Origin of the sequence: Vibrio sp. 10N.222.48.A3 (assembly GCF_041475345.1) — a bacterium.
In the GTDB taxonomy this organism is placed as follows: domain Bacteria; phylum Pseudomonadota; class Gammaproteobacteria; order Enterobacterales; family Vibrionaceae; genus Vibrio; species Vibrio tasmaniensis_A.
On the sequence record NZ_JBFRVX010001534.1, the window covers coordinates 1 to 537 of the forward strand.

Here is a 537-nt window from a genome sequence, read left to right on the forward strand (position 1 = left end):
GGTGAAAGCTCAGCAAACGGAGAGGAAAATATTTTTGAATACACGGTAAACAGGTCTTTCTACGATATAAAAGCACAGGATATGCTTTTCAGGCGTATAAATCATCATTGCATTGTCATAATATGATGTGAATCTGCGCAATCTCGGCTAAGTCATTGAGTTACCGTTAATGAAATAGGCACAACTCAAAAAATTAATGAACCAACGATTTAGACATTAAAAAGCAGAAACATCTCGTTCCTGCTTTTTAATTCATGCTATTTCAACTAAGCGTTAACTGTCGATACCAAGCAATTATCTTCACCAAATTCATTCGGGATATAACGATCAGCATTCGCATCGTTCACCCATTGTTGATCATCAACTAGGTAGCGAAATTGAAACTCACCATCTTTCGGAAGACGAGTTTTAAACTTGTAAACCTTCCCTTTCGCCAGTTTTTTCATTGGGGTCGCTTTCCAATCCAGAAAGTCGGCAACGATAGATACGGAATTAGCTTCTTGAGCTTCTAGCTCGAAAGTCACTTCAACTTCATCT

1 protein-coding gene is annotated in these 537 nt (G+C 38.2%); it reads right to left on the bottom strand.

Annotated features, from left to right (window positions below; genetic code table 11):
* Positions 1-266 precede the first annotated feature (266 nt).
* Positions 267-537, bottom strand: a 271-nt coding sequence (locus tag AB4653_RS27595; protein ID WP_372105837.1) for an isoamylase early set domain-containing protein, incomplete at its 5' end; no start/stop codon positions are given.